Consider the following 22473-nt stretch of genomic DNA (forward strand, 5'->3'; position numbering starts at 1 on the left):
AATAGCACAAGTTTATTCATGGCGAGGGGGCGTAAAAAACAGTAAGCAGATGATAAATTAAAAGTCGGTTTTCCCGATAACTCTTCAATAGAGAGTTATCGGGAACAACCTAATCGATTGCTTATACGCTAACAAGTCAATCAATGTGCTCGAGGATGCGAGCGAAGCTTTTGAAGGTACGTGGATTGCAAAAACAATCCCAAAACGTCAACAAAAACCATCTACGGGGACTTCTAAATCTAGACTACTATCGGCGCGGATGCATGAAAATTTAAATAAAATTTAATTCTTTTTTATTCATGCTAAGTAAATTAATCAATTAGCGAAAATACTGTGTATACCATCGCCCAAAACAGCATCAATCGCACCAGTCATATTGTGGCGATAACCTATTACCATGTGATGAAATAAGAGTAGATTGCAACAAAGTTCAATCTTATAAATGATTGAAAATCGGCTTACGAAATACGCCTTATTAAACAGAAGCTCATTAACAGAAATAGTAACCTAGCAGCACAGCAAAGAGTAAACACATTCATCTGCATTTGACTGCGGATGAATGCAATACTTTACGGTAAATAGCTTAAGCCTAAATATCGAAATGCAAACCACATTCACGCTGTAAACCATTAAAGCGCGTGTCTTCTTCAGACATGCCTAACTCCAGCGGCTTACTTGAGTGAGTATCTCCAACCGACACATAGCCTTGCTCCCACAATGGATGATATGGCAAGTCATGCTCGGTTAAATATAGGTGCACATCTTTATTGCTCCACTCAATAATAGGCAATAACTTAAAGCGTTTACCGCTAATGGCCAAAATCGGCAAGGCTTCACGGGTACTAGACTGACTACGACGTAAACCCGCAAACCAAGTGCCAACATTGAGTTCAGCTAATGCACGCTGCATTGGCTCAACTTTATTGATGCGGTTATATTTCTCCAACCCATCAATCCCCTGCTGCCACAGCTTACCAAAACGCGCTTCTTGCCACGCCTGGGTTTGGCCCGCTTGGTACACTTTAAGATTCAGGTTTAAGCGCTCAGTTAACTGGTCAATAAATTGATAAGTCTCAGCAAATAAATAACCCGTGTCAGTTAAAATTACTGGAATATCACTTTGCGCCTGAGTCACCATGTGCAGCATCACTGCACCTTGAATACCAAAGCTAGACGATAGCGCATGCTCACCAGGTAGGTAGGCTAAGCCCCAAGCCACTCGCTGCTGCGCCGTTAAGCCTGCTAAAAACTGGTTAATCCTTTCTAGCGCTGCAGTTTGCTCAGCTTTAGGCGCTGATAACAACGCCTGCAATTGAGCCGGAGTGATAGAATGATCGACGGCTGCACTTGTTGATGCAGTCGTTACCACGTCATTACGCATGAAAATCCTTAGCGGCGTCATTAACCGCCTTCACTACGCCAATGCGCACAGTGAAGTTACCAAAGGTTTCGCCAGCATCACGTTCGGTGGCGTAACGGCCAAACAAGCCATCCAATTCAGCTAAAATTTCAGCTTCTTGAATGTTTTCTTTATGCATTTTATTTAACCGCGTACCTTCAAAGCTGGCACCTAAATACAAGTTATAACGTCCTGGAGCTTTACCCACTAAGCCAATTTCGGCGGCAAATGGACGAGCACAACCGTTTGGACAGCCCGTCATACGCACCACAATTGATTGCTCACTAATGCCATGTTTCGCCTGTAGTGCATCGATATGATCAATAAACTCAGGGAAGTAACGCTCAGCTTCAGCCATCGCTAATGGGCAAGTTGGTAATGCCACACAGGCAATTGAATGACCGCGTGTACCACTTAACACTTGACCTAATAAGCCGTGCTTGCGCGCTAGACCTTCAATTTCGGCTTTATCTTCTGCCGCAACACCCGCAATAATCATGTTTTGATTAGATGTCATGCGAAAATCGCCTTTATGGATTTTAGCAATTTCACGTAAACCCGTTTGCAAGGTTTGGCCAGGCATGTCTTTAATACGGCCGCTTTCAATAAATAAAGTTAAGTGGAACTTGTTATCGATACCTTCAACCCAGCCATAACGATCGCCGCGATCACCAATGATCACATCACGCTTTGGCTCAAAGTTAACCCCAGCACGCTTTTCCACTTCCGCTTTAAAGGCATCATATCCGTGGTCAACAATGGTGTACTTCAAACGCGCACGTTTACGGACAACACGGTTACCCCAGTCACGCTGAACTGTCATTACGGCTTCGGCAAACTTAGTCACATCCTCAGTTTTAATAAAACCAAAATCGTCAGCTAAGCGTGGGAAGGTTTCAACTTCACCGTGGGTAGAGCCCATGCCGCCGCCAGCAACCAAGTTGAAACCAACCAATTCACCCGCTTCTGCTACCGCAATAAAACCAAGGTCGTTGGTGTATACATCAACATCATTATGTGGCGGAACGGCGACAGCCATTTTAAATTTACGTGGCAAATAGGTTTTGCCGTAAACAGGTTCAACGGTTTCGGTACCTAATAGCTTCTCTTCATCTAACCAAATTTCAGCATAAGCGCGAGTGTGTGGTAATAGATGATCCGATAAATGCTTTGCCACCGCATATGCTTGCTCATGCAGTTTAGACTCAACCGGGTTTGGGTTACACATCACGTTACGGTTTACATCACCACAAGCAGCAATAGAATCAAGTGCTGCGCGATCAAGACCTTGGATCAAGTTTTTTAGATTACGCTTAGGAATGCCGTGGTACTGAAACGTTTGACGCGTGGTTAAACGAATGCTGTTTGAGGTGGTTAGCGTAGATGAAATTTTATCCACTTCTAACCATTGTGCTGGGGTACAGATACCACCAGGTACCCGTGCTCGAAGCATAAAGCTATGCAATGGCTCTAACTTTTGCTCTTTACGTTCATTACGTAAATCGCGATCGTCTTGCTGATAAAAACCGTGGAATTTGATCAACTGCTGATCGCCATCACTAAACGATCCTGTTACTTGGGTATCTAAACCCTCTTGGATATCACCGCGTAAATAATCACTGTCGATTTTTAAGTATTCGTTTAACGCTAACTTTTGCTCACTCATGGCCTAGGCCTCTCTTAATTCTGTTCAATTCAGTAGTGCGATTGGGTTGCTAGATTTGTGCTAACAACCGAGGTCGAATTTAGTACACGTCTTTTTGGTAGCGTTTTTCACTACGTAGTGTTTCAAAGTAAGCTTCTGCGTCATCAGCACTTAAGCCCCCCTGTTCAACCGCAATATTGACTAATGCTTGATGGACATCTTTTGCCATACGTTCTGCGTCACCACAGATATACACATGGGCGCCATTTTGTAGCCACTGCCACAACGTTTCGGCTTGTTCTGCAATGCGATGCTGAACATACACTTTATGAGCTTGATCGCGTGAGAAAGCCACATCTAAACGCGATAAATCGCCATTTTTAAGATACTGCTGCCACTCAACTTGGTACAAGAAATCTTGTTCAAAATGCGGGTTACCAAAGAATAACCAGCTATCACCCGAGGTGCCGTCAGCAGCACGTTGCTGCATAAAGGCGCGGAAAGGCGCAACACCAGTACCAGGACCCACCATGATCACCGGTGTGTTTGGATTTTCGGGTAAACGGAAATGGTTATTAGACTCAACATAGACCTTAACGTGTTGGCCTTCTTCAGCCGAGGCTAAGAAATGCGATGCACCACCAAAACGAGCTTGGCCTTGACGTTCGTCTTCAACCAACGCGACCGTTAAGTGTACTTCTGCTTCCACTTCGGCTTGGCTAGAGGCAATTGAATATAAGCGTGGCGTGATTGGGCGCAACATATCAACTAACTGTGTCGCGCTTACCTTTGCCGGATAAGCAGCCACTAAATCGGCAAATTGATGTTTAATAATAAACTGTCTGATGTGTTCTTTGTCTTCACAAATGGCAGCAAGTTGTGCATTACCACTCAACTCAGCCCATGTTTTCACTAGGCCTGGGTATAACTGAGTTAATTCTTTCTTATCGGTTAACGCAGCTTTTAATGATAGTGACTCTTTCGACACTGTGACATTATCGTCTGCAGCTAAACCGAGCGCGGCGATCACTTCATCAACAAGTACTTCGTTATTGCTAAACCACACACCTAACGCATCGCCGACTTGATAAGTTAATCCCGACTCGCCTAAGTCAATTTCAACATGGCGTACATCACGATCAGAACCTCGACCAGTAATTTTTTGGCTTACCAATACTTCAGCGGTATAGGGATTTTGCTTGGTGTATTCACTTTCACCCGTAACAGATGCGGCACCAATTGACACCACATTTGCACTTGAGGCTTGAATGTACGGCTTAACAGTTTCGACAACACTGTCCTGCCATTGTTGTGAAATATCTTCATAGTCAACATCACATTCTACCAAAGGTAATAATGATGTTGCCCCTAATGCACTTAAACGCGCATCAAAGTCTTTACCTGTTTGGCAGAAAAACTCATAGCTTGAATCACCTAGCGCTAACACAGAATAATGTAGTTTATCTAGTTTAGGGGCACGCTTTGAAGCTAAAAACTTGTGTAACTCAATGGCATCATCAGGCGCTTCACCTTCACCATGGGTGCTGACAACTAATAGCAAGATGGTTTCTTGCTTTAACTGACGCACATTGTATTCACCCATTGATGTCAAATTAACCGCATAACCTTGCGCCTGCGCTTTAGCCGCTAACTCTTTGGCAACACCACGGCCGTTACCCGTTTGGCTACCGTATAAAATTGTAACTGTTGGGGCTGTACTTGTCTCTGCTGTCGTCTCGACACCGCTTTGACCATGATTAGCACTCGCCGCTAGATAACCGCTGACCCATGCGAGCTGAACTGAAGATAATTCTGATGTGAGTTGTTTTAGCTTATCGATTTGTCCTTGAGACAAAGGCGAAGCTAAAGCTGAAAGTTCTTTTAACAACATAAGACGGCCTTATAACAGTGTAATGTGGAACAGCTTACTCCTGAGTATCAAAACAAAAAAAGAATAAAAGATAATTTTTTATTCCATTTAGGAATATGCAAAGTTGTTTTTTTAAGCTACAAAAGTGTGGCGCAGTTAAAAGTTTTTAAATTACCTCTATTTAAAACCAAGTAATTAGCCCAAAGGCACTTGTACCGAACACGCTTCCTGTCGCAAGCTAGGAGGTTCAATTAACTGATGAATAATGTTCAGCTTGATTGTTCTCTGAGTAAAACGACGTGCAAATACAATGTAACTATGTCAGCGTAAAGCCATTGATTAAATAGTTTACCCGACTTCAATGTTTACATGCTGCACTTTTTCTATCATTAAAGTGTCCATGTTAGGCTGTAATACTCAAACGGAATGGTCTATTGGTGGGGAACAACAATAGACGGTCTTTTTATCAACCATCAGGAAACAGTCATGCAGATTGGAATACCGAGAGAAAGTATCGAAGGTGAAACTCGAGTCGCCGCGACTCCAGCCACTGTGATACAACTAATAAAACTCGGCTTTAGTGTGGCAATTGAAGCACAGGCAGGTGTGAAATCAAGCTTCGATAATGCTGCATTTGAAGCCGCTGGGGCAGATGTTGTCGACAGCGTCTATCAAGCGGACTTTATTTTTAAAGTCAATGCGCCAAGTGATGAAGAAATCGCTCAAATGAAGCCAGGCACTACCCTGGTAAGTTTTATTTGGCCAGCACAAAACCCTGAGCTTGTTGAAAAACTGTCAAGTCACAATATTACTGTGATGGCGATGGACATGGTGCCGCGTATCTCACGCGCACAATCACTCGATGCTTTATCATCGATGGCCAACATTGGTGGTTATCGCGCGGTGATCGAAGCAGCTCACGAGTTTGGTCGTTTCTTTACTGGGCAAATTACCGCCGCAGGTAAAGTCCCACCAGCCAAAGTATTAGTTATTGGTGCTGGTGTAGCCGGTCTTGCCGCTATTGGCACAGCAGGCTCGCTAGGCGCCATAGTTCGCGCATTTGACACCCGCCTTGAAGTGGCGGAGCAAATTGAGTCAATGGGCGGCAGTTTCTTAAAGCTTGAATTTGAAAATAAAGAAGGCGGATCGTCAGACGGCTACGCAAAAGTGATGTCAGAAGAATTTATAGCCGCTGAAATGGCGCTCTTTGCCGAACAAGCTAAAGATGTCGATATTATTATCACCACCGCATTAATTCCGGGTCGCCCGGCGCCAAAACTGATCACCAAAGACATGGTCGATACCATGAAACCTGGCTCAGTGATTGTTGATTTAGCGGCAGCCACGGGCGGTAACTGTGAATATACCGTCACTGGTGAGCGCTTTATTACTGACAACGGCGTCAAGGTATTAGGTTATACCGACCTGCCAGGTCGTTTACCGGCGCAATCGTCACAACTTTATGGCACTAACTTAGTCAACTTGATGAAGCTAATGTGTAAAGCCAAAGACGGTAACGCAGTACTCGATTTTGATGATGTAGTAATGCGCAATATGACCGTGACCCGTGGCGGCGAAATTACTTTCCCACCACCAGCGATTTCAGTGTCTGCCGCGCCGCAAAAACCAGCGGCCAGCATCGAGCCTAAAGCGGCGAAAGTCGATAAGGCACCGTCAAAACTTAAATACATTTTAGGTGTGTTAGGTCTTGCCGGCTTTGCAGCTGTCGCTTCGGTTGCCCCCGCTGAGTTCTTGTCGCATTTCACCGTGTTCATCCTAGCCTGTGTGGTGGGTTATTACGTGGTGTGGAATGTGTCGCACTCATTGCATACGCCGTTAATGTCGGTCACTAATGCGATTTCAGGCATTATTGTGGTCGGGGCGTTATTGCAAATAGGTCAAGGTTCAGCATTAGTCACGGCGCTTGCGTTTGTCGCGGTGCTTATTGCCAGTATCAACATCTTTGGCGGGTTTACCGTCACTCAGCGTATGCTGAAGATGTTCCGTAAAGATTAAGGAGTCATATCGTGTCTCAAGGACTGGTTACAGCATCTTATATCATTGCCGCGGTGTTTTTTATTCTCAGCTTAGCTGGATTATCAAAACAAGAAACCGCCAAGAATGGTAATTTATTTGGCATTATCGGGATGGCGATTGCACTCATTGCCACCATCCTCAATCCTGCTACAAGTGGCGTAGAATGGATTATTCTTGCCATGGTTATTGGTGGATCGATTGGTATTCGCTTAGCATTAAAAGTTGAAATGACTGAAATGCCAGAGCTAGTGGCTATTTTGCACAGCTTTGTGGGCTTAGCAGCAGTATTAGTTGGCTTTAATAGCTTTATTGATATTCAGCCACATGAAGTGTCGGAAATTGTCGTCGTTATGGGACAAGATCTCAACACTACGCTCGAAACCGCAAAAGCGGCATTTGCCCAAGCAAGTCAAGCTCAACAAACACAGCATTTAACCGGCGCCATGCTTAACATTCACTTGGTCGAAGTGTTTTTAGGCATCTTTATTGGTGCAGTTACCTTCACAGGTTCGATTGTGGCTTTTGCTAAGCTACGTGGTTTGGTGTCATCAAAAGCATTAATGCTGCCGCATCGTCATAAATTAAATTTATTGGCTGTTGTGGTGTCGTTTATTCTGATGGTGCTATTTGTTCAAGCTGGCGGTGCAATCACACCACTGATTCTGATGACATTAATTGCGTTTGCATTTGGTTGGCATTTAGTCGCATCAATTGGCGGTGCAGACATGCCAGTTGTGGTGTCTATGCTGAACTCATATTCAGGTTGGGCAGCAGCAGCGGCCGGTTTCATGCTATCAAATGACTTACTGATTGTCGTCGGTGCACTTGTGGGCTCGTCGGGTGCAATTCTGTCTTACATTATGTGTAAAGCAATGAACCGCTCGTTTATTTCAGTTATTGCCGGTGGTTTTGGTAATGACAGTGTTGCCTCTTCAGGCGATGACACTGTTGGCGAATACCGTGAAACAACCGCTGAAGATGTCGCTGATATGCTAAAAGCATCTGATACCGTCGTTATCACCCCTGGCTATGGCATGGCTGTGGCTCAAGCTCAGTACCCTGTCGCTGAAATCACTAAAAAGCTGCGAGCGTTAGGTATAAAAGTGCGCTTTGGTATTCACCCTGTCGCAGGTCGTTTACCTGGTCATATGAACGTACTTCTTGCAGAAGCTAAAGTGCCTTATGACATAGTGCTGGAAATGGACGAAATCAACGAAGACTTTAGCAGTACTGATACCGTGCTAGTCATAGGTGCCAACGATACGGTTAACCCCGCAGCGATGGAAGATCCAACTAGCCCTATCGCGGGCATGCCAGTATTAGAAGTATGGAAAGCACAAAATGTCATTGGCTTTAAACGTTCAATGAATACGGGTTATGCCGGTGTACAAAATCCATTGTTCTTCAAAGACAATACGCAAATGTTGTTTGGTGATGCTAAGGACAGTGTTGAGGCGATTCTTAAAGCCTTATAAGGTTATCTTTTAATGCTAAAATACCAGCAGCTTGCTGGTATTTTTTTGTTTAAGAACCCGCTAAACTAGAACGATTAGACTCTATAGGATTATTGATGACACCGCAGGACGTCATTACTCAATTACAGCTTGAACTTGCGCAACAAGAGCAAAAAATCAAGCAATTAGAGTATGAAAATAATCGGCTTACTCTATTGAATAAACGAGTAAACGAACAACTCAGTGCCACGCTAGATCGCACTGGCTTATGTTTGTGGGAGCAACATATTCCCACAGGCAATTTAACTATTTTTAATCAACAATGGGGACACCTCCTCGGTTTTACTCGCGAAGAGCTACCCGCCCATATCGACAGCTGGAAAAACAATCTCCACCCTGAAGATAAAAACTGGGTTATCCAGGCCTTTGACAACCATGTTGCAGGTAAAGCCGAAACCTATCACGCCGTGCACCGAATGATACACAAAGATGGCAGTGTTTCTTGGGTTTCTGATCGTGGCCGTATTGTTGAATATGACATTGACGGTAAACCGCTGCGCATTATGGGCACCCATATTGATGTCACTAAAGAAAAACGTTACGAGGAAGACCTCGCTAAGCGAGCTCATCGTGATCAGTTAACTCATCTCCTCAATCGAAATGCTCTCATCGAAGTATTTGAGCAAGGAAGAAAAGCTACCCCTCCCCATAAGGGCGCCCTTTGCTTCATCGATTTAGACGGTTTTAAGATGATTAATGATCGCTTAGGACACAGATATGGCGATAGCATATTAATCCATGTCGCAGATCATATTTGCCAGGTATGTGAGCAGGTTTTTAGTACTACTGATAGCGCCCAGTTTCAACATCACTATGTGGCTCGATTTGGTGGTGATGAGTTTGTTATTTTAGCCCATTCCAATAACGTTGAATTATTAACAACCATGGCTAAAACATTGTTATCACATTATCAACACCCCATAGAATTAGAGGGAGAAACCATTAAAATTGGCCTCAGTATTGGTATCAGTCTGTTTGATGAGTTAGACCATTTTTCGAATGTTTGCGAGCAGGCTGATAAAGCCATGTACAGTATTAAAAAAGATGGCAAACATAACTTCTTATTTTGGTAAATACGACTCTCAAAGTAGCGAGCCTTGGTAACTTAAGCCTTAACATGACGATGATTAATCTCAATTCGCTTAAGCGTGCAAGTTAATTAAATAAGCCAATCTTATGCGACTAGGATATGCTGCAGACTTAAAAGATGAGTTCAACGCTAAAGCCTAACTGGACAAAATAGGTAAGGAATTGATATATATGGAAATGCATTATTATCTGTCACTAAAAGCCATCTTAAACCGTTACCATGCTTAGCCTAATCTGGCTATCGACATAGTCATCGGGTGAGTGTATTTGGCGTTTTACAGTAAACTCTCGCTCAACTACTGATTTTATTAATTACTTTGTTTGCCCTACGCTTTCGCTTTCTTGTTACTGAATGTTGAGTAACAAATACCATATGCGACAGCAGGCAACTGACCAATAAGAATTATTGTTTATGTTTTTATCACCTTATTTTACCAAGCAAGATCAAAGCGTATTTATTTCGGCTCAACAAGCCAGTGACTTCGCAAAAAAAATCGCTGGCGATTTTAATCCTATCCATGATGTGGGCGCTAAACGTTTTTGCGTACCGGGCGATTTATTGTTTGCCCTCGTGCTGACCCAATATGGCTTAAGCCAAAATATGCAATTTAAGTTTGCTGGCATGGTAGGTGACAATGTTGAACTTCACGTTGATAAGAGTGTTGGCGAAAAATTTAGTATTAGTGACACCAAAGGTAAAGAATATCTGCATATTCAACGTCAAGGTGAAGTGTGTAAATGCGATATACAAACTGCCGCATTCATTCAAAGCTATGTGGCTTTTTCAGGCTTAAATTTTATTCATGTACTTGTGCCAATGATGAAGCAACACAAAGTAATGATTAATCCTGATCGTCCATTAGTCATTTATGAAAGTATGTCTTTTCATTTAGATAACTTTGATTTCAGTACTATCAGTTTGCATTTGGTTAAGCAAAACTTAGTCATTGATGGTAAGCGTGGTGATGTTACCCTTACCTTTGAACTGCAAAGCGAAGGCAAGGTTATCGGTAGCGGCGTAAAAACATTAGTATTAAGTGGATTACGTGAGTTTGATGACGAGAAAGCACAAGACATGTGTGACAGATACGAAAGCAGAAGCTGGCATAAATAAACAGTAACTTCATCGTAGAAGAAATACCATACCGTAATGATATCTGCTCGATTCAGTATATTGAAGGCTCAGATGCCAATACGGGATGGTTGTTTCGATGCGGTATTGATCATAATGTCAATTTGAACATCGATTTGTTACTAACAGGGTAAAAATTTAAATAGCCAAACGTTTGGTGCATATAACAACTTAGTCAAATATTGTGTATGACTTATTGTTAATCTACGCTGCCATCTTGCAACAAAACCAATGCACTACTGCCGATAAGTTGTTCAACGCATTGGCGTCCTTTCTCAGCAAAATGACTCATAGCAACCTCACTCACAACATTAAGCGAATTTAGCTTTTTGATGTTTTGATCAGTACTGGCACATAAACTGAAAAACAGTTGTAAAACTGCTTTTCGATCAGGTTGTTGCATCACTTCTCCCCATGATTGCTCTAATACCTCTAGCGAAGAGAAATCGAGTCCTTCAATAAAAAACTGCCCAATACGTTGATCTAAACGCACTAGGAATTCTGTTTTACGAGGAAAGTGATGACTAATACCCGTACGACTGATCCCGGTGGCAGCAGACAACGTGGTATACGACATCGCCTCAAAACCAATCGTGAGTATTTGTTTAAAGGCTTCATCTAAAATTTGGTTAACGGTTAACTCAGTTTCAACTCGCGAACGTTTGGCCATAAACTTGGTCTCTCTAATTATTTTTGGTGCAAGAGCTTACCAGACCAAACTAGAAAATTCTGCTATGAATTAGCAAATTTACAACATATTTAACCGTACAATATCCAGATAGACAGGACAAAACAGAACATTATCGCGATAACGATTTATTTACCTCTTTAAAATCAAAGGTTATTAGAAAACACTATAGAATGAACTGCATACGGTAAAAAATAGGCGCAATAAGCGTTTACAAACTACTTTACCGTTGAGAATTGATTTTTCAACCATCGCTGTGATTCAGCCTTACCCATTAAACGATCCAAAGTCGGTGACAACACTTGGATGAGTTCGGGCTGACGCCAAAATATATACCCAGGTAGAGACTGAACTGCGCTAAAAGTACGTTGGACTAAGCTAGAAAACTCGCCCATGTCACGCGTAGACCATAGCGGCATTAATGGATAAACTGCGGTGATAAAATCTTCATAGCGAGTAAAATCGAGCAATTGCTGGGCATTATAATGGCTGAGCACTATTTGAAGTTGTGGTGCACTCCAATGTGACAAATTACCGCTGTCATTAATAAGTGCCAGATTACGTCGATGAAACTGCTGCCAAGCTAAATCGAGCTGATGATAATGCTGCGCAATCTGCCACAGAAGGTACAAATCGGCTAGCCACTCATGCTGATATTCGCTTAAAGAGGAAGGTAAAATAGTGCCTTGCAAGGTAATATTATATAAATGACCTATTTCATGCCACAAGGTTAATTGGGCTTGTTTCACTAATGGCAACTGATAAGTGACTAGACCAATAGAGCCACTCTGCTCGAGCATGTCTCTAGCTCGATTAATCACAATAACCCCTGCTACAGTGTCATGTTCAGCAACCAGTACCATCGCACTTTTACGCCCAATCGCGCGGCGAATATTGGCAACAGAAAAAGCCGTTTGTTGTTGTAATGAAGCAGGCAGTAACCCGACACACAGCTCAAGAGCAGGTAAATAACACACGAGTGCTTGTTTGGAGGCGACGGGGGTAAAATAAGCTTGGCGAATCGTCTGATCCGCCAAACTATCTACTGCACGGATCTGAGTGGTGATGACAGGGTCTATCGCCACAGATTGACTGACACTTAGCTGGCCGGCATTAACAAAGTGACAAACCAATAACATTGCGCAAGCAAGGCTACAGCTTAATAACTTGAGTAATGCCCCTTGCCAGTATCTAAGCATCGACTACTTTTGTGACATAATATTTTGAATAATGGCAGTAGTGGACACCCCATCTTCAAATCCAAGCACCTCAACCTTACCGCCAGCGGCAATGACTTCCGCCCCGCCCGCAATGTCTTCCACTTTATAATCGCCACCTTTAACCAATGCATCGGGTAACAAGCGCGCAATAATCCGTTGTGGTGTATCTTCAGAGAATGGCACAACCCAATCTGCCGATGCGAGTCCCGCCAACACAGCCATGCGACGATCAACAGGGTTAACCGGACGTCCAGGGCCTTTTAAGCGTGTTACCGAGCTATCATCATTCACAGCCACGATAAGACGATCGCCCAAGGCTTTGGCTTGTTGTAAATAGCTTACATGGCCAGCATGGAGAATATCAAAACACCCATTGGTCATGACAATGCGCTCACCGCGTAAACGGGCCTGATCCATGGCATAAGCTAATTGATCTTCAGTCATTACGCCAAAGCCAGACTCGCCATGATTAAGCGCCAGTGCCTGAATCAGTTCAATACGGCTTACCGTTGATGTACCTAACTTACCCACAACCACACCTGCGGCAGTATTGGCAATCGCGCAAGCTTGCGCCAAAGTTGCACCTGCGGCAATCGAAGTTGCTAAAGCAGAAATCACCGTATCACCAGCCCCCGTAACATCGTGAACCTCACGGGCAACGGTTGGGATGTGCAATTCTGGTTGGTCTTGCGACACTAACGTCATCCCCTTTTCTGAACGAGTGACTAAAATCGCGCCAAAATCGTGTAACTTAATCAGTTTTTGGGCTTTTTCGATTAAATCATCTTCGCTAGTAACGCTACCAACAACCGCTTCAAACTCACTCATATTGGGGGTTATTAATGATGCACCATGATAACGGGCAAAATCATGTCCCTTAGGGTCAACTAAAACGGTTACCCCTTTAGCACGAGCTTTAGCGATAAACTCTTTCGGTTCATCGATAGCACCTTTGGCGTAATCTGACAGCACCAATACGTCAATATTATCTAAAATGGCTTCGCTTTGGGCGAATAATGCTTGGCTCGTGGCTTTATCAAATTGCTCTTCAAAATCTAAGCGGATCAACTGCTGATTACGTGACAATACCCGCAATTTAGTAATCGTCGGCTTGTCTGCTACCGTTAACCACTGCGGTTCAACGCCAAACACTTTAACCCCTTGGGTTAATGCTTGTGCGGTTTCATCTTGACCGACAATGCCCGCTAACTGGACATGTCCACCTAATGTCGCAATGTTTAATGCCACGTTGGCGGCGCCGCCGGGTCTATCTTCAATTTGGTTAATTTTAACAACAGGTACAGGGGCTTCGGGGGAAATGCGTCCCGTAGGGCCTACCCAATAGCGATCTAACATCACATCGCCAATCACTAAAACGCGCGCATTTTCAAAAGCTGGGAGAGAAACCTTCATGGTGTATTCGCTGTCTTGTAAAATTTAACCGTGATTGTACCTAATTTTCATCAAAATATGAGGTAGAATAACAAATAATTTTTGTGAACTAGACGAGTTGTCCGTGGTCGAGAAAGCCGAATTTTCTTCTGATTTATATCATCCTAAACACTGGCCTATGTGGTTTGGCGTCGGTTTAATGCGTTTAACTTTGCTATTACCTCTGTCTTGGCAAATGAAAATCGGCCGTGGTATTGGTCGATTAGTCATGAAAGTGGCAGCCGGAAGAACCCACACCGCTAAGCGTAATATCGATTTATGCTTTCCAGATATGAGCGATGCTGACAAACAGCAACTGCTTGAACGGACTTTTGAAGAAACCGGTAAAGCGGTATTTGACACCATTAACGCATGGTGGTGGTCAAACGAACGCGTGCAACAACACATGACTATTAAAGGCACTGAGTATGTTAGCCAAAGTTTAGACAATGGCAAAGGGGTGATTTTATTTGCAGTGCATTGTTTACCACTTGAAATGGGCGCGCGAATATTTGGCCAGTTTGCTCCGGGAATTGGCGTGTATCGTCCACATAACAATCCGGTGATGGAATACTTACAAGTTAAAGGTCGCTTACGTTCAAACAAAGGCTTAGTGCCTAAACGTGACGTTCGACAAATGATCCGCAGTTTGCGCAGTCCTGATGTTATTTGGTACACCGCCGATCAAGATTTTGGTCGTTCGAGCGCCGTATTTATCCCCTTTTTTGGCGTACCCGATGCCGCCACAATTACAGGCGCAACATCACTGGCAAGACTCGGTAAAGCCAATGTGGTGCCTTTTTTTGTTGAACGTAATAGCGATGATAAAGGCTATACCCTTGAAATCATGCCGCCTTTAGAGAATTTTCCTGGCGACAATGAAACAGACGACGCCATTCGTGGTAACCAGATTGTTGAACAGCTGATTAGCCGCAACAAAGCTCAATATATGTGGCTACATCGTCGTTTTAAAACTCGTCCAACCGAAGACACCCCATCGTTATATGACTGATGTGAGTTAATTGAGTGAGATGTTTGCTTATAAAGCGCCTTTGGGCGCTTTTTTTATCGACTCATTATGCCATGGGTTATCTCAAGGCCATCTTAATAACCGCACTTAGGCACAATGAGCACTCCCCCCAGACAAATAGCCCTCAAAGCATCACGCCCATAAAATCAATCTAGATTTTGTCGTGCAGCTAAATAGGCTAAAAATCTTAACCCTCTCAAGTCAACGCTCACGTTTAGGGGGCTAATATTGTGTGAGCAAACCGAACAATAATAACGATTAAAATATTCTTATTGAAACCGTTAAGACGACAGATTAGAGTTTAGCCAGTGTGTTTAGCTTTCTAAAGGATTATATGATTGCAGCAATTATAGGTGCGACGGGGTTAGTGGGTAATGCCTTGTTAACTCGCATCATTGAAAGTGAACAGTACAGTAAAGTCTTGGTCATTGGCCGTTCGGAACCTAATTTAGTAGAACACCAATTTGGTGAGCAAAAGGTGCAGTTTATTGGCTGCCAACTTGATGAGTTACATGAGCTTACCTTGGACGAAAAAGTTGATCATGCATTTTGCTGTTTGGGCACCACAATCAAACAAGCTGGCAGTGAAGAGGCCTTTATACAAGTCGACAAATTAGCCGTAGTAGCGTTTGCGAAACTCTGCCAAGCACAAGCGAATCCTGCGCTTAAATTTATGGTGGTAACCGCATTGGGCGCGAACGCTAAATCAACTGTGTTTTATAATCGAATTAAAGGTGAAGTAGAGCAAGTACTGAAGGCATTATCTTTACCCGTTCTGAATATTTTTCAACCGAGCTTATTATTAGGACCGCGAACGAATAGGCGTTTACTGGAAGATATTGGCCAAACCATTTTTGGTGGCCTATCATTTTTATTTATCGGACCTCTTCGTCAATATCAACCCATTGATGCGCAAATGGTCGCAGAGTCGATGTATCAGGTCGCGTTAAAGCCTCAGGTCGCCCCTGCGACTCAGATCATCAATAATGCCATGATGCATCGTTATTAAGACTACTCTCGACAACTAGGTACGTTTGTGACAAGTTAATACACATGTTGTTCAATGTTAATAACGTAACGGGTAAAGATAACCATAACGTAAGGAGAATGAGCATGAGTGATGATAACGATTTAACCTTAAATGAAGTCTGTGAAATACTCGACAAAAGCCCTACTACGATTAAGCGTTATGCTCGCGAAAATTTACTACTTACTGAACAAAACGGTAACGTTCTTAGTTTTAGCAAAGCCGAGGTGATGCGTTTAGCATGTTCTGAACGATAATCCTTTGTTTACCTCTATGACTAAAAATCCCCAAACTGTTAAAACAGTATGGGGATTTTTATTAGCGCGTTAATATGAGCACTCTGTGACTAACGAGATGGTGATTGACGAGTGCGTTATTAAACCAGTTGATTATTAAACCAGCCTTTTACGCCACAAGCCTGCACAGGATTGCCCCATAAGGCACGCATCAAACAACAACTAATCGCCAAAGTCATCAAGTAAGATATTTTCCGACTCAACCCCTAAACTTTCTAGCATGGCTATCACTGATGCGTTCATAATCGGAGGACCACACATATAAAATTCGCAGTCTTCTGGCGCTTTATGCTGCTTTAAGTAGTTTTCGAATAACACATTATGAATAAAGCCGGTATACCCCGTCCAGTTATCTTCAGGAAGTGGATCAGACAAAGCAACATGCCATACAAAGTTGTCGTTTTCAGCGGCTAGTTGATCAAAATCTTGCTGATAGAACACTTCACGAGTTGAACGAGCACCATACCAAAAGCTCATTTTGCGCTTGGTTTTGACACTTTTTAGCTGATTAAAAATATGCGACCGCATCGGTGCCATACCAGCACCACCACCAACAAACACCATTTCAGCATCGGTTTCTTTGACAAAAAACTCACCAAATGGGCCAGAAATGGTCACCTTATCGCCCGCTTTTAAATTAAAAATATACGACGACATTTTACCTGGTGCCATACCTGCTTTAGGCGGCGTTGCAATACGCACGTTTAGCATTATCATCCCCTTTTCATCGGGGTAATTGGCCATTGAATAAGCCCGTAATACGTCTTCATCAACGGTAGACACTAAATCAAACAAACCGTACTTAACCCAGTCACCACGATACTCCTCTGGAATATCAAAATCGGCATAACGTACTTCATGGGCCGGAGCTTCAATTTGAATGTAGCCACCTGCTTTAAATAATACCTCTTCACCGTCGGGGATTTTTAATAACAGTTCTTTAATAAATGTCGCTTGGTTATTATTTGAAATAACCTCACATTGCCATTTTTTAACCCCAAAAATTTCTTCATCAACTTCAAGATCCATGTCGGTTCGCACTGTGACTTGGCAAGCCAATCGGCAACCATCTTTGGCTTCTTTTTTAGTAATATGATCAAGTTCAGTCGCTAAAATATCACCACCGCCGGATTTCACTTTCACGCGGCATTGGCCACAAGTACCACCACCACCGCAAGCCGATGGAATAAAAATATTCTGCCCAGATAATGCGCCCAATAGCTTGTCACCCGCAGGAGTTCGTACACTTTTGCTGGCATCACCATTAATGCTGATTGTAATATCATCAGTGTTCACTAACTTACTTTTGGCAGCTAAAATTACCACCACTAGCAAACTTACCACTATGGTAAACATGCCAATACCTATTGCCATTTCCATTAAATAACCCTTCTCTTTACTGCGTTATAACGTAATGCCCGCAAATGACATAAAGCCCAGAGCCATCAAGCCGGTGGTAATAAAGGTGATACCAATACCTTGTAACCCATCAGGAATAGCATGAAACTTCATTCGCTCACGCAATCCCGCTAATAACACAATCGCCATCGCCCAACCCACAGCTGAACCCGCCGCAAATACCACAGACTCAGTAAAGTTATAGTCACGGTTAGCCATAAAAATGACCCCAGCGAAAATGGCACAATTCACCGTTAATAACGGCAAAAAGATCCCCAATGACTGATATAACGTTGGAATATAACGGTCTAAAAACATTTCTAAAATTTGCACCAACGCAGCGATTACCCCAATAAAGGTAATCAACTGTAAATAGCTTAAATTCAGCTCAGGAAACCCAGCCCAAGCTAATGCGCCTGGGGCTAAGATATTGACGTAGATAATTTGGTTTAATGGCACAGCCAGCACCATGACCACAATCACTGCAACGCCTAAACCAAATGCAGTAGAAACCTTTTTCGACACGGCTAAAAAAGTGCACATACCCAAGAAAAATGACAGCGCCATATTGTCGATAAACGCCGCTTGGATAAATAAATTAAGATAGTGTTCCATGCTGTTTCCTTATCCGCGCTTACGCTGAATGATTTTAATGACCCAAATCATCACGCCAATTAAAAAGAACGCGCTGGGTGGTAAAGTGAACATCTCATTGGCAAGATACCAACCGCCATTTTCAATAGTGGTAAATATGCTGTGACCAAACAAACTGCCACGCCCCAGAAGCTCACGAATAAACGCTACTCCCATTAAAATTAAGCCATAACCCAAGGCATTGCCCAAGGCATCAAATACGGCTAAGTGAGGAGGATGTTTCATGGCAAAGGCTTCTGCGCGGCCCATAATGATACAGTTAGTGATGATCAAACTGACAAACACCGACAGCTGTTTTGACAATTCATACGCCACGTCTTGTAACACCATATCGACAATAATCACCAACGAGGCAATCACCGTCATTTGCGCAATGATCCGTACACTATTAGGAATAAAATTGCGGATACTGGAGATAATCAAGTTAGAAAATACCAACACAAAGGTCACAGCAAGTGTCATGACGAATGCGGTTTGCATCGAATTACTGACCGCTAAAGCCGAACAGACACCTAATACTTGCATTGCCACTGGATTATTAGCAAAAATAGGTGATGTCAGGATCTCGCGAGTTGAAGTGGTATTACTCATTTACTTACCCTCCGCAGCTAACGTGTGTAGATAGGTTTGGTATCCTTCTACGCCAAACCAAAACTCGACTAAGCGCTGAATACCAACACCTGAACGAGTAGCACCACTTACGCCATCAATACCGTGAATGTCACCGTCTTTGGCGCCGCCTTTAATCACTTTAATGGCAATTTTACCTTTATCATCAAATAGCTTTTTACCTTGCCACAAAGCTAACCACTGTGGGTCGGTAATGAAATCTGCAATACCAGGGGTTTCACCATGTTCATAAAACACAATATTTTCGATAGTGTTTAAGTCGGGTTTTATCGCCATATAACCGTAAATAATCGACCATAAACCTTTGCCATAAATCGGCATAACAATGCTGGCAAGTTGACCATTAGTGTCATACACCTCAAAAATACGAATGTCAGTCGCCATGGTTTTAATTTTGGCGATATCCTTTTTCGGCTTGATAGACGTTTCTGGGTTAATCGATGCCATGCGTTCGTCAAAATCGAGTAAATTGGCTTTTTCAGTGACCTTGCCGGTCGCTAAGTTAACCATCTTAGGTTTCACTCGTTGAGCAAATAACTCACTAAAGTCACCTTGGCTGATGTCGATATCCGCTGCCTTTAACACAAACTGCTGCACTTCTTCACGCTTTTTAGCCAACTTACGCTCTTTTAAAATCTCAACGGTACCTGTGATCATAAATGAGCAAACTAGGCTTAAAATGATGATAAAAACCATTGTTCCAGCGATGCTATCTTTCTTAAAGGCCATGACGTTTTAGTCTCCGTTTAATATTGGCACGTGCGACTAAGTAGTCGAATAACGGTGCCCATAAATTAGTAAACAAAATAGCCAACATAATGCCCTCGGGCATTTTTGTATTCAGTAAGCGAATAATAATGGTCATAAAACCAATCATAAAACCATAAGCAAACTTGGCTTTACGGGTATATGATGCCGTTACTGGATCGGTGGCCATAAACATCATTCCCAATGCAAAACCGCCAGTGACTAAGTGCCATGTCCACGGCATTGCCGCCATCGGATTTCGGCTAGAACCAAAGTAGTTAAACAACACCACGGTAATGATCATTCCCAGCATCACACCAGCTACCACACGCCAATCAGCTACGCGAGTCAGTAATAAAATACCGCCACCAATTAAAATGGCTAAGGTGCTGGTTTCACCAACCGCACCTGGAGTAAAGCCTAAAAAGGCATTCCACCAGCTGGTGTCGGTCAACACACTAAACCAACTCACATCGATAAAGCTTAATTTTTTTGCCGCGGTAAGGGTTAATGTGGTGGCACCAGAAAAGCCATCAACGGCCACAAACTGACCTAACGCCACCACCTCTGTTGGATATGCAAAATAAATAAACGCATAGCCTGCTAACGCAGGGTTTAAAAAGTTATACCCCATGCCACCAAACATTTCTTTGGCCACGACCACCCCAAAACTAAGACCTAAAGCCACAATCCATAAAGGTGTTGATATCGGTAAAATGAGTGAGAACAATAACGCAGTGATAAAGAAGCCTTCGTGGAGTTCTTGGCGGCGCACTTTGGCAAACACCACTTCCCACATCAAACTGACCACCAACGCCGTTAAGTAAAATGGCACATAAAAACTGGCACCATAGGCGAACAAACTGATCAAGCCTGCGCTTTCTGTGAGTGGGCCAAACAATAAGTTATAAAAGGCAAGTTGCCATACATCCGGCTGTGTTGCCCCGGCAATAATAGCCATTTGAGCTTGCAGGCCAATGTTGTACATACCCACTAACATGGCAGGGAATAAACACATGCCCACAATGTGCATAGTACGTTTAACATCAATAGCATCACGAATATGCACATCACCTTTGGTGCTGCGGCCATTGGCGATCCACAATGAGCGTAAATAGCTGCGCATCGAGTCGCCATGAGCGTAATAGCTGTCTTGTTTGCTGGGCTTTTTCTGTTGCTGACTCATTAACCTTCCCTCTCGATAATATCTAGGCAAGCACGAAGTTCTTTGCCAAAGTCATATTTTCCTGGGCACACAAAGGTACACAAGGCTAAATCTTCTTCGTCGAGTTCTAATGCGCCAAGCAATTGCGCTTCATCGGTATCTCGCACCACTAAATCGCGTACTAATAAGATGGGTAAAATATCTAATGGCATTACGCGGGCGAGTTGGCCATAGGCCATCATTGCGCGCGGTGATCCACCAGCATGGGTGGTAAAATCGAAGAGTTTTTTGGTATGACTAAAACCTGACATCATGATGCCGGTAAGGGAAAACTTACTGCTATCATGGCGAACCCAAGGCAACAATTCTTGACGTTCATTTTCAGTCAAGACACTGATTTGATTATGGAATCGGCCAAGATAATCATAAACGTCTACCGCGGTATGGCCAGACAAAACTGAACCCGACACTATCCGTGATTGTTGTTGATTAATTTCATCTGTAACCCATTCACTGAGTTTGGCGCCCATTTGGGTGCGCACTAGTCGTGGTTTTAACACGTTAGGGCCAGCTAATGCCACGATGCGATCGGTATACAGCTCGCCAGTTAAAAACAGTTTTCCAAAGGCGATCACGTCTTGATAACCCACATGCCATACTTGGCGTTCAATACTGGCGGGTAACAAATAATGAATGTGGGTGCCGACTAATCCGGCCGGATGCACGCCGTTAAAGCGGTGCACACTCACTTTTGATAAGTCGTATTCGCTAGCTGCATCAGCTAATAATGAGGCACCATCGTCTTGGCATAAATACACTTGACCGCTTGTCAAAAACGTTAAGGCAAATAATCCTGCTTGAAAAGCCTGTGCTTGAGTGGCAATGATGACCCGTGGGTCTGGCGCCAGAGGATTAGTATCAACAGCGGTAACAAATATACCTGCAGGAGCGACATCTAATTGAGGTACGCGAGAAAAAGGACGTGTCCGCAACGCGGTCCATAAACCACTGCGAACTAAACCGTCTTTAACGGTTTGATTTGATAGCGCATGAATATCGACTGAGCCAAGAATAATGGCAGGATCTTGCTTAGCATCGCAATCAATCACCACCGACTGCAGTACGCGACGGTCTCCGCGATTAATCGCGCAAACAACTCCGCTTGCAGGCGCGGTAAATAATACGCCAGGGGTTTTCTTGTCTTCAAACAGCACTTGGCCTTTGACGACCTTATCGCCGACTTCAACCAACATCGTTGGTTTTAAACCCACATATTCCTCACCAATTAACGCAACTTGGGTTGTTTTAGGGGCGTCATCGATTTGCTGCAGCGGTTCTCCAGCAATCGGGATATCAAGTCCGCGCTTAATAGTTATTACTGGATTGGTAACACCAGCCATCACATTCACCATCTAAAAATATTCGATAGCTAATGTTATATGTTTGCAACTACTAATATAGTAACTAAGATCACACTCCGGGCGAGGACTGTAATTTTGAA

Annotated in this window: 19 protein-coding genes; 7 read left to right on the forward strand and 12 right to left on the reverse strand. The window is 43.3% G+C overall.

Annotated features, from left to right (window positions below; genetic code table 11):
- Nucleotides 1-589 precede the first annotated feature (589 nt).
- From H5185_RS01105 to H5185_RS01115, 3 genes are all read right to left on the reverse strand, one after another.
- Nucleotides 590-1381, reverse strand: coding sequence for a phosphoadenylyl-sulfate reductase (locus tag H5185_RS01105; protein ID WP_182741103.1), 792 nt, complete (start codon nucleotides 1379-1381; stop codon nucleotides 590-592).
- Entirely contained in the window at nucleotides 1374-3065 is a 1692-nt protein-coding gene (cysI, locus tag H5185_RS01110; protein ID WP_182741104.1) for an assimilatory sulfite reductase (NADPH) hemoprotein subunit, read from the reverse strand. Before cysI ends, H5185_RS01105 begins: the two co-directional genes overlap by 8 nt.
- Nucleotides 3066-3144: 79 nt before the next feature.
- Nucleotides 3145-4935, reverse strand: a complete 1791-nt coding sequence (locus tag H5185_RS01115) for an assimilatory sulfite reductase (NADPH) flavoprotein subunit (protein ID WP_124015426.1) — start codon at nucleotides 4933-4935, stop codon at nucleotides 3145-3147.
- 465 nt (nucleotides 4936-5400) lie between these two features.
- Here H5185_RS01115 and H5185_RS01120 point away from each other — a divergent pair, with 465 nt between their 5' ends.
- From H5185_RS01120 to H5185_RS01135, 4 genes are all read left to right on the forward strand, one after another.
- The gene (locus H5185_RS01120; protein ID WP_124015425.1) at nucleotides 5401-6930 is read left to right on the forward strand and encodes a Re/Si-specific NAD(P)(+) transhydrogenase subunit alpha; all 1530 of its coding nucleotides are present in this window, start codon (nucleotides 5401-5403) and stop codon (nucleotides 6928-6930) included.
- Between the two features lie 11 nt (nucleotides 6931-6941).
- A complete protein-coding gene (gene pntB / locus H5185_RS01125) occupies nucleotides 6942-8426 on the forward strand; it encodes a Re/Si-specific NAD(P)(+) transhydrogenase subunit beta (RefSeq protein ID WP_124015424.1) in 1485 nt (494 codons plus the stop codon).
- 95 nt (nucleotides 8427-8521) lie between these two features.
- A complete protein-coding gene (locus tag H5185_RS01130; RefSeq protein WP_182741105.1) occupies nucleotides 8522-9538 on the forward strand; it encodes a sensor domain-containing diguanylate cyclase in 1017 nt (338 codons plus the stop codon).
- Between the two features lie 428 nt (nucleotides 9539-9966).
- Nucleotides 9967-10668 carry a DUF3581 domain-containing protein gene (locus tag H5185_RS01135; RefSeq protein WP_182741106.1) on the forward strand — a complete coding sequence of 234 codons (702 nt, stop codon included), beginning with the start codon at nucleotides 9967-9969 and terminating at the stop codon, nucleotides 10666-10668.
- 217 nt (nucleotides 10669-10885) lie between these two features.
- On the opposite strand, the gene H5185_RS01140 is transcribed toward H5185_RS01135, so the two are convergent.
- From H5185_RS01140 to hldE, 3 genes are all read right to left on the reverse strand, one after another.
- Nucleotides 10886-11356 (reverse strand): TetR/AcrR family transcriptional regulator, encoded by a 471-nt coding sequence (locus tag H5185_RS01140; protein ID WP_182722613.1) that lies wholly within the window; start codon nucleotides 11354-11356, stop codon nucleotides 10886-10888.
- Nucleotides 11357-11592: 236 nt separating this feature from the next.
- A complete protein-coding gene (locus tag H5185_RS01145) occupies nucleotides 11593-12573 on the reverse strand; it encodes a hypothetical protein (protein WP_182741107.1) in 981 nt (326 codons plus the stop codon).
- Nucleotides 12574-12576: 3 nt separating this feature from the next.
- A complete protein-coding gene (gene hldE / locus H5185_RS01150) occupies nucleotides 12577-14007 on the reverse strand; it encodes a bifunctional D-glycero-beta-D-manno-heptose-7-phosphate kinase/D-glycero-beta-D-manno-heptose 1-phosphate adenylyltransferase HldE (protein WP_124015419.1) in 1431 nt (476 codons plus the stop codon).
- Nucleotides 14008-14110: 103 nt separating this feature from the next.
- Here hldE and H5185_RS01155 point away from each other — a divergent pair, with 103 nt between their 5' ends.
- The 3 genes from H5185_RS01155 to H5185_RS01165 all read left to right on the forward strand — a co-directional run bounded on the left by H5185_RS01155 (nucleotide 14111) and on the right by H5185_RS01165 (nucleotide 16339).
- Nucleotides 14111-15037 carry an LpxL/LpxP family Kdo(2)-lipid IV(A) lauroyl/palmitoleoyl acyltransferase gene (locus H5185_RS01155; RefSeq protein ID WP_182741108.1) on the forward strand — a complete coding sequence of 309 codons (927 nt, stop codon included), beginning with the start codon at nucleotides 14111-14113 and terminating at the stop codon, nucleotides 15035-15037.
- 352 nt (nucleotides 15038-15389) lie between these two features.
- A complete protein-coding gene (locus tag H5185_RS01160) occupies nucleotides 15390-16064 on the forward strand; it encodes a nucleoside-diphosphate sugar epimerase (RefSeq protein WP_182741109.1) in 675 nt (224 codons plus the stop codon).
- Nucleotides 16065-16168: 104 nt separating this feature from the next.
- A complete protein-coding gene (locus H5185_RS01165; protein WP_124015416.1) occupies nucleotides 16169-16339 on the forward strand; it encodes a helix-turn-helix domain-containing protein in 171 nt (56 codons plus the stop codon).
- A gap of 201 nt (nucleotides 16340-16540) precedes the next feature.
- On the opposite strand, the gene nqrF is transcribed toward H5185_RS01165, so the two are convergent.
- The 6 genes from nqrF to H5185_RS01195 are packed head-to-tail and all read right to left on the reverse strand — an operon-like array spanning nucleotide 16541 to nucleotide 22372.
- Nucleotides 16541-17758, reverse strand: coding sequence for an NADH:ubiquinone reductase (Na(+)-transporting) subunit F (gene nqrF / locus H5185_RS01170; RefSeq protein ID WP_124015415.1), 1218 nt, complete (start codon nucleotides 17756-17758; stop codon nucleotides 16541-16543).
- A 24-nt stretch (nucleotides 17759-17782) separates the two neighbouring features.
- On the reverse strand, nucleotides 17783-18391 hold the full coding sequence (nqrE, locus tag H5185_RS01175; RefSeq protein WP_124015414.1) for an NADH:ubiquinone reductase (Na(+)-transporting) subunit E: 609 nt from the start codon (nucleotides 18389-18391) through the stop codon (nucleotides 17783-17785).
- A gap of 9 nt (nucleotides 18392-18400) precedes the next feature.
- Complete coding sequence (locus H5185_RS01180) at nucleotides 18401-19021, reverse strand: NADH:ubiquinone reductase (Na(+)-transporting) subunit D (protein ID WP_124015413.1); 621 nt, start codon at nucleotides 19019-19021, stop codon at nucleotides 18401-18403.
- Nucleotides 19022-19789 (reverse strand): Na(+)-translocating NADH-quinone reductase subunit C, encoded by a 768-nt coding sequence (locus H5185_RS01185; protein ID WP_182722607.1) that lies wholly within the window; start codon nucleotides 19787-19789, stop codon nucleotides 19022-19024.
- On the reverse strand, nucleotides 19779-20993 hold the full coding sequence (locus H5185_RS01190) for an NADH:ubiquinone reductase (Na(+)-transporting) subunit B (RefSeq protein WP_124015411.1): 1215 nt from the start codon (nucleotides 20991-20993) through the stop codon (nucleotides 19779-19781). Before H5185_RS01190 ends, H5185_RS01185 begins: the two co-directional genes overlap by 11 nt.
- Nucleotides 20993-22372, reverse strand: coding sequence for a Na(+)-translocating NADH-quinone reductase subunit A (locus H5185_RS01195; RefSeq protein ID WP_124015410.1), 1380 nt, complete (start codon nucleotides 22370-22372; stop codon nucleotides 20993-20995). Before H5185_RS01195 ends, H5185_RS01190 begins: the two co-directional genes overlap by 1 nt.
- Nucleotides 22373-22473 lie beyond the last annotated feature (101 nt).

This window comes from Shewanella sp. SG44-6, assembly GCF_014164185.1.
Taxonomy (GTDB): domain Bacteria; phylum Pseudomonadota; class Gammaproteobacteria; order Enterobacterales; family Shewanellaceae; genus Shewanella; species Shewanella vesiculosa.

What these genes read in the sequence shown, in the direction of transcription:
- H5185_RS01105 (WP_182741103.1), bottom strand. Translation starts at nt 1,381, where the DNA reads ATGCGTAATGACGTGGTAACGACTGCATCAACAAGTGCAGCCGTCGAT.
- cysI (WP_182741104.1), bottom strand. Translation starts at nt 3,065, where the DNA reads ATGAGTGAGCAAAAGTTAGCGTTAAACGAATACTTAAAAATCGACAGT.
- H5185_RS01115 (WP_124015426.1), bottom strand. Translation starts at nt 4,935, where the DNA reads ATGTTGTTAAAAGAACTTTCAGCTTTAGCTTCGCCTTTGTCTCAAGGA.
- H5185_RS01120 (WP_124015425.1), top strand. Translation starts at nt 5,401, where the DNA reads ATGCAGATTGGAATACCGAGAGAAAGTATCGAAGGTGAAACTCGAGTC.
- H5185_RS01130 (WP_182741105.1), top strand. Translation starts at nt 8,522, where the DNA reads ATGACACCGCAGGACGTCATTACTCAATTACAGCTTGAACTTGCGCAA.
- H5185_RS01135 (WP_182741106.1), top strand. Translation starts at nt 9,967, where the DNA reads ATGTTTTTATCACCTTATTTTACCAAGCAAGATCAAAGCGTATTTATT.
- H5185_RS01140 (WP_182722613.1), bottom strand. Translation starts at nt 11,356, where the DNA reads ATGGCCAAACGTTCGCGAGTTGAAACTGAGTTAACCGTTAACCAAATT.
- H5185_RS01145 (WP_182741107.1), bottom strand. Translation starts at nt 12,573, where the DNA reads ATGCTTAGATACTGGCAAGGGGCATTACTCAAGTTATTAAGCTGTAGC.
- hldE (WP_124015419.1), bottom strand. Translation starts at nt 14,007, where the DNA reads ATGAAGGTTTCTCTCCCAGCTTTTGAAAATGCGCGCGTTTTAGTGATT.
- H5185_RS01160 (WP_182741109.1), top strand. Translation starts at nt 15,390, where the DNA reads ATGATTGCAGCAATTATAGGTGCGACGGGGTTAGTGGGTAATGCCTTG.
- H5185_RS01165 (WP_124015416.1), top strand. Translation starts at nt 16,169, where the DNA reads ATGAGTGATGATAACGATTTAACCTTAAATGAAGTCTGTGAAATACTC.
- nqrF (WP_124015415.1), bottom strand. Translation starts at nt 17,758, where the DNA reads ATGGAAATGGCAATAGGTATTGGCATGTTTACCATAGTGGTAAGTTTG.
- nqrE (WP_124015414.1), bottom strand. Translation starts at nt 18,391, where the DNA reads ATGGAACACTATCTTAATTTATTTATCCAAGCGGCGTTTATCGACAAT.
- H5185_RS01180 (WP_124015413.1), bottom strand. Translation starts at nt 19,021, where the DNA reads ATGAGTAATACCACTTCAACTCGCGAGATCCTGACATCACCTATTTTT.
- H5185_RS01185 (WP_182722607.1), bottom strand. Translation starts at nt 19,789, where the DNA reads ATGGCCTTTAAGAAAGATAGCATCGCTGGAACAATGGTTTTTATCATC.
- H5185_RS01190 (WP_124015411.1), bottom strand. Translation starts at nt 20,993, where the DNA reads ATGAGTCAGCAACAGAAAAAGCCCAGCAAACAAGACAGCTATTACGCT.
- H5185_RS01195 (WP_124015410.1), bottom strand. Translation starts at nt 22,372, where the DNA reads ATGGCTGGTGTTACCAATCCAGTAATAACTATTAAGCGCGGACTTGAT.